This window comes from Microbacterium sp. 69-7, assembly GCF_001897985.1.
GTDB lineage: Bacteria > Actinomycetota > Actinomycetes > Actinomycetales > Microbacteriaceae > Microbacterium > Microbacterium laevaniformans.
Window position 1 is genome coordinate 71,682 of sequence record NZ_MKRU01000085.1, and the last position, 6,377, is coordinate 78,058.

Consider the following 6,377-nt stretch of genomic DNA (forward strand, 5'->3'; position numbering starts at 1 on the left):
TCGTGGCATCAGACAGCGGTGACCGGGTGGCTCCCTCGCGGACGCGGGGGAGCTACCCGAAGGGGCAGGCGCGGCGGCAGCAGATCGTCGACGAGGCGGTGCTCGTGTTCGGCCGCTCGGGGTCGGCGAGTGGTTCGCTGCGCGAGGTGGCCAAGCGCGTCGGGCTGACGCCGGCGGGGCTTCTGCATCACTTCGCCTCGAAGGAGGAGCTGTTCGCCGAGGTGCTCCGCCAGCGCGACGAGCGGGTGCGCGCCGCGGCGGGGGAGCCCGCCGAACACGGCCTCATCGAGCAGGCGGCGAAGGTCGTCGCCTACAACCAGACGACCCGTGGTCTCACCTCCCTCTACTCGACGGTCGTGGCGGAGGCGGCCGATCCCGACCATCCGCTGCACGACGATTTCGCCACCCGATATCGGGAGCGCGCCCAGGCCACGGCAGCGCTCCTGCGCGCGGGTCAGTGCGCCGGCGAGATCGCGCCCGACATCGATCCTGAGGCCGGCGCACGCCTCATCAGCGCCGTGATGGACGGCATCCAGCAGCAGTGGCTGCTCGATGCCACCGTGGACATGACCGCCCTGTTCGACGAGTTCGTTCGCGGCTACCTGCGCGCGGCATCCCCCCGCTGACCCCGCCTGTCCGCCGACCGACCCCGCCGAGCGTACGCCCCGCGAGACACCATCCCTGCACCGAGACCGCGGCTGTGCACCGGTGTCTCGGTGCGCAGACGGTGTCTCGCGAAAAGGCGGACTCGCGGGCGGGCGGTCGGGAGGCGGGCGAGGGTGCTTGACGCAGGTTATGCGCATAAGTAAAGTGAGAGCCGACACCGCAGCGGGTGTCCCGTTCGAGGAGGAACCATGAAACACGTACGACTGGGAGCCATCGCTCTGGTCGCCGTCGGCGCTCTCGCGCTGACGGGATGCGGCCGCGCAGATGACACCGCCAGCGCACCCGACGCCGCGACGACGATCGGCAGCGAGCCGGCCACGGGCACGATCACGATGTGGGCGATGGGCGCGGAGGGCGAGGCCCTGCCCGACTTCGTCAAGACGTTCGAGGACGCCAACCCCGGCGTCACCGTCGAAGTCACGGCGATTCCGTGGGATGCCGCCTACAGCAAGATCCAGACGGCGATCGCCGGTGGCACGACGCCCGACATCGCGATGATGGGCTCGACCTGGATGGCGGACTTCGCCGACGCGTTCCAGACCGTGCCGACCGACCTCGACACGTCGGGATCCTTCCCGGGCGCCGTCGCGTCGACGAAGGTGGGCGATCGGATGACCGGTGCCCCCTGGTACGTGGACACCCGCGTGCTTTACTACCGCACGGACCTCGCCGCGAAGGCCGGCTGGACGAAGGCCCCCACCACGTGGGACGAACTCAGCCAGATGGCCGCCGACATGCAGTCCAAGGCCGGCGCCGAGTACGGCATCCGCCTGCCCGGCGGCAACGACTCGTTCCAGGGCACGCTGTGGATGCCGTGGTCCAACGGTGCTTCGCTCGTCGACGGCGACAAGTGGACGGTCGACACCCCGCAGATGGTCGAGGCCTACGAGTACTACCAGAGCTTCTTCCAGAAGGGCATCGCCAACCCGGCGGCCGACCGCTCCTCGGGTGCTCAGGAGGCCGACTTCGTCGCCGGCAAGACCCCGATGCTGATCGACGGACCGTTCATGATCGGCTCGCTCGAGAAGGTGGGCGGTGCGGACTTCGCGAGTAAGTTCACCACCGCGGTGCTGCCCACGAAGGAGTCGTCGACGTCGTTCAGCGGCGGCGCGAACCTCACGGTGTTCAAGAACTCGAAGAACGCGCACTCCGCGTGGAAGCTCGCCCAGTGGCTCACCGACCCGACCACGCAGGCGCAGTGGTACGAGAAGACCGGTGACCTGCCCGCCGTCCAGGCGGCGTGGAAGGAGCAGGCCCTCGCCTCGCAGCCCACGCTCGCAGCCTTCGGCACGCAGCTGGAGACCGCGAAGTCGGTTCCCGCCACCACCACGTGGGTGCAGGTCGCCGCCGCGGGCGACGCGGTGCTCGAGAAGGTGCGTTTGGGCACCCAGAGCCCTGCAGACGCCATGAAGGAGCTGCAGAGCAAGGCCGACGCCCTCGGAATGGGCTGATCGAGATGACGCAGGCATCACTGGCCGCGACCGGAGCGGCCGCCGCCGTCACCGGTCGCGGCCGTGGTCGCCGGCCGGGGTCGTCCCGTCGCCGGCGCCAGGGATGGATCGCGTGGGGGTTCGCGCTCCCGTTCGTCATCGTGTTCGCGGTGTTCATGATCGTGCCGATCGTGGGCTCGTTCGCGATGTCGTTCACCGACTTCCGCGCGCAGGACATCCGCTCCCCGTTCTCGGTGGACGTCGTGGGCCTCGACCAGTACGTCAAGGTGCTGGGCGACCCCACGTTCCTGAAGTCCATCGGCGTCACCGCGACCTTCGTCGTCGTCGGCATCCCGGTGACGATGGCGGTCGCTCTGGCGCTCGCTCTCGCGCTGAACTCCGGCGGCGGGCGCATCGTGTCCTTCCTGCGGGTCGGCTTCTACGCCCCCGTGGTGACCAGCATCGTGGCCGTCGCGGTCGTCTGGCGCTACATTCTGCAGCCCGACGGGCTTCTCAACAGCGCGCTCGCCCTCATCGGCATCCAGGGGCCCGACTGGCTCAACGACACCACCTGGGCGCTTCCCTCGCTGATCGCGATGGCCGTCTGGCGCAACGTGGGAACGCTCATGGTCATCTTCCTCGCCGGGCTTCAGGCGATCCCGACCGACGTGAAGGAGGCCGCCATGATGGACGGCGCCTCCACGTGGCGGCGGCTCACCTCGGTCACCCTGCCGATGCTGCGCCCGACGCTCCTGCTCGGGGCGGTGCTCATCTCGGTGGGCTTCCTGCAGTTCTTCGAGGAGGCCTTCGTCATGACACAGGGCGGACCGCTCGATTCGACCCTGTCAGTCGCCTATTACACGTTCAAGCAGTTCGGCTTCGGGCAGTACGGCGTCGCCTCGGCCGCCAGCTACATCCTGTTCCTCGCCATCGCGCTGCTGAGCCTGCTGCAGTTCCGACTGCTGCGGACGAAGGACTGAGAGGACCTCGTCATGACCGCTCCTGCCATCGCCCGCCCGCCGCGGCGTGCCCGTCGCGTCTTCACCGGCCGCGCCGTCACCTACACCGTGCTCGCCGTCGGGCTCATCGTCTGGATGCTGCCGTTCGCCTGGATGCTGCTGGGCTCCGTCAAGACCCAGTCGGAGATCCTGCAGCGCCCGCCCACCTGGTGGCCGCGCGAGTTCACGTGGGACAACTTCGCCCAGTGGTTCGGTCCGCTGGACATCGGCCGCTTCTTCACCAACAGCATCGTCGTGGCCCTGTTGACCGTGCTCGGCAACCTCGTGTTCTGCTCGATGGTCGGCTACGCGCTGGCGAAGATGGACTTTCCCGGTAAGAAGATCCTCTTCGCCGTCGTGCTGGTGACCCTCATGGTGCCGGGCGTCGTCACCTTCGTGCCGCTGTTCGTGATGGTCTCCTCTCTGGGGCTGACCAGCAGCTACGCGGCGCTGATCCTGCCGTTCATCACGACGCCGCTCGGGGTGTTCCTCATGCGCCAGTTCATGCTCGGCATCCCCGACGAACTCATCGAAGCCGCGCGCATCGACGGGGCCGGAGAGCTGCGCATCTTCGCCCGCGTGGTCATGCCGCTGTGCGGGCCGCCGCTGGCGACCCTCGGCATCCTCACCTTCCTCGCGTCGTGGAACAACTTCCTGTGGCCGCTCGTCGCGGCACAGACCGAGAACATGTACACGCTCCCGGTGGCGCTCTCGCTGTACTCGACCGGACAGAACGCGACCGACTACGGCCTGCTGCTGGCGGGGTCCGTGCTCGTGATCGCGCCGATCCTGCTGCTGTTCGTCTTCCTGCAGCGCTACTTCATCCAGGGCGTCGCCACGACCGGGCTCAAGTGAGCCCCCGCGACCCGCCTCGAGAAAGAGAATCATGACCCCCACGTATCTCACCGCGCCCGACGGCACCCGCTTCCGCGACCTCAACGGCAACGGGGTGATGGATCCGTACGAGGATCCGCGCCTGAGCGCCGACGAGCGCGCCGCCGACCTCGTGGCCCGGATGAGCCTGGAGGAGAAGTGCGGGCTGATGTTCCAGACCGTCATCGAGGTGGGGGAGGAGGGCGAGCTGCTGGAGGCGCCCGGGCGCATCTCGAAGTCGCCGACGACCACGGTCGTCCGGGGCAAACATCTGTCGCACTTCAACGTGCACGCCATCCGCTCCGCCCGGCAGGCCGCCGTCTGGAACAACAACCTGCAGGCCCTGGCCGCGCAGACCCCGCACGGGGTGCCCGTCACCGTCAGCACCGATCCGCGGCACGCGTTCGTCGAGAACACCGGCGTGGGCTTCGCCGCCGGCCCGTTCTCGCAGTGGCCGGAGGGTCTCGGACTGGCGGCGATCGACGACGTCGAGACGGTGCGCCGGTTCGCCGACGTCGCGCGGCAGGAGTATCGCGCCGTCGGCATCCGCGCCGCCCTGCACCCCCAGATCGACCTCGCGACCGAGCCCCGCTGGGGGCGGCAGGCCCAGACCCTCGGGCAGGATGCCGCGCGGGTCGCCGAGTTCACCGCCGCCTATCTGCAGGGCTTCCAGGGTGACGCGCTCGGACCCGACAGTGTCGCGTGCACGACCAAGCACTTCCCGGGCGGCGGTCCGCAGAAGGACGGCGAGGACGCGCACTTCCCCTACGGGCGCGAGCAGGTCTACCCGGGCGGCATGTTCGAGTACCACCTGGAGCCGTTCCGCGAGGCGATCCGCCGCGGCACCGCCGCGATGATGCCGTACTACGGCATGCCGATCGGGCTGGAGCGCAACGGGGTGCCCATCGAAGAGGTCGGCTTCGGCTACAACCGGCAGATCGTCACGGACCTCCTCCGCGGCGAGCTCGGCTTCGACGGGGTCGTCGTCACCGACTGGGAGCTGGTCAACGACAACCACGTCGGCGACCAGGTGCTGCCGGCGCGCGCTTGGGGCGTCGAGGAGCTGTCGCCGAGCGAGCGGATGCTCAAGATCCTGGATGCCGGGGCCGACCAGTTCGGCGGCGAGGAGTGCGTCGACCTGCTGATCGATCTCGTGCGCGCCGGTCGCGTCACCGAGGAGCGCATCGACGTGTCGGCACACCGCATCCTGCGGGTGAAGTTCCAGCTGGGCCTGTTCGACGACCCGTTCGTCGACCCCGACGCGGCCGAGCGCATCGTCGGCAACGCGCAGTTCCGGGCGGAGGGGGAGCGGGCGCAGGCGCGTTCGTTGACGGTGGTGCAGAACCGTCCGACGCGGGACGCGGATCACCCGGTGCTGCCGCTGAGCGGAGCCGGGCGCCGGGTGTACGTCGAGGGGTTCCGCCCCGAAGACGTCGCCGAGCTGGGCGAGATCGTCGCCGACCCCGCCGCCGCGGATCTCGCGCTGGTGCGTCTCGGCGCCCCGTTCGAGCCGCGCGACGATCTCTTCCTCGAGGCCTGGTTCCACCAGGGCTCGCTCGAGTTCCCGCCCGGGCGCGTCTACCGCATGCGACGGATCGCGCAGCAGTGCCCGCTGGTGCTCGTCGTCAACCTCGACCGGCCCGGCATCCTCACACCGTTTGCGGAGTTCGCGTCGGCGATCGTCGTCGACTTCGGCAGCTCCGCGCGCGCCGTGCTCGATGTGCTCACCGGTCGTGTCGCTCCCGAGGGGCGCCTGCCGGTGGAACTGCCGCGGTCGATGGATGCCGTGCGCGCCGCTCGCGAAGATGTACCGTCGGATACGGGTGATCCGCTGTTCGCGGTGCACTTCGGTCTCGAGCTGGCGGTACCGGCGGGACAACGCGCCGACCGGTGACGCGCACGCGAGCCGTCGCAGGCCGACGATGACGAAGGGACAGCCGATGAGTGATGCCGCCTCGCGCCGTCCGACGGTCTACGACGTCGCACAGGAGGCGGGGGTCTCGATCGCCTCCGTGTCGTTCGCCTTCCGACGCCCCGAGCGGATCAGCGAAGCCACGCGCGAGCGGGTGCTGGCCGCCGCGCGGCGGTTGGGGTACGCCCCGAGCGCGGCCGCGCGCGGGCTCGCGAACGGGCGTACCGGCACCCTCGGCCTGCACGCGTTCGACCTCATGCTCGAGCGGGCCGACCCGCGCGACGTCACACCCCCGCGATCCGATGCGCGCTCGCCGCTGGATGCCGCGTCGATCATCCCGTGGTCGCAGTCCGACGACGAGACCCTCGCCGACCCGCGCGCGTTCCCGCTCTACGTCGACGAGGTGCAGCGCGGCTTCGCGCTCGAATGCTGGATGCTCGGACGGCCCGTCATGCTCTCCAGCGGCTCCGACAGCGACGTGTCGGTCGCCGATACGGC

General features: G+C 69.7%; 6 protein-coding genes. All 6 read left to right on the forward strand.

Annotated features, from left to right (window positions below; genetic code table 11):
* Positions 1–2: 2 nt before the first annotated feature.
* Positions 3–626 (forward strand): TetR/AcrR family transcriptional regulator, encoded by a 624-nt coding sequence (locus BGN98_RS08930; RefSeq protein ID WP_005049954.1) that lies wholly within the window; start codon positions 3–5, stop codon positions 624–626.
* A gap of 228 nt (positions 627–854) precedes the next feature.
* Positions 855–2,117, forward strand: coding sequence for a sugar ABC transporter substrate-binding protein (locus tag BGN98_RS08935; protein ID WP_061682578.1), 1,263 nt, complete (start codon positions 855–857; stop codon positions 2,115–2,117).
* A gap of 5 nt (positions 2,118–2,122) precedes the next feature.
* Positions 2,123–3,076 carry a carbohydrate ABC transporter permease gene (locus BGN98_RS08940; protein WP_061682580.1) on the forward strand — a complete coding sequence of 318 codons (954 nt, stop codon included), beginning with the start codon at positions 2,123–2,125 and terminating at the stop codon, positions 3,074–3,076.
* A 12-nt stretch (positions 3,077–3,088) separates the two neighbouring features.
* The gene (locus BGN98_RS08945; protein WP_005049962.1) at positions 3,089–3,949 is read left to right on the forward strand and encodes a carbohydrate ABC transporter permease; all 861 of its coding nucleotides are present in this window, start codon (positions 3,089–3,091) and stop codon (positions 3,947–3,949) included.
* Positions 3,950–3,980: 31 nt separating this feature from the next.
* Positions 3,981–5,861, forward strand: coding sequence for a glycoside hydrolase family 3 protein (locus tag BGN98_RS08950; protein WP_061682582.1), 1,881 nt, complete (start codon positions 3,981–3,983; stop codon positions 5,859–5,861).
* Positions 5,862–5,907: 46 nt separating this feature from the next.
* Positions 5,908–6,377 (forward strand): LacI family DNA-binding transcriptional regulator (locus tag BGN98_RS08955; protein ID WP_288120938.1); only part of this gene is annotated, 470 nt, incomplete at its 3' end.

What these genes read in the sequence shown, in the direction of transcription:
- BGN98_RS08935 (WP_061682578.1), top strand. Translation starts at nt 855, where the DNA reads ATGAAACACGTACGACTGGGAGCCATCGCTCTGGTCGCCGTCGGCGCT.
- BGN98_RS08940 (WP_061682580.1), top strand. Translation starts at nt 2,123, where the DNA reads ATGACGCAGGCATCACTGGCCGCGACCGGAGCGGCCGCCGCCGTCACC.
- BGN98_RS08945 (WP_005049962.1), top strand. Translation starts at nt 3,089, where the DNA reads ATGACCGCTCCTGCCATCGCCCGCCCGCCGCGGCGTGCCCGTCGCGTC.
- BGN98_RS08950 (WP_061682582.1), top strand. Translation starts at nt 3,981, where the DNA reads ATGACCCCCACGTATCTCACCGCGCCCGACGGCACCCGCTTCCGCGAC.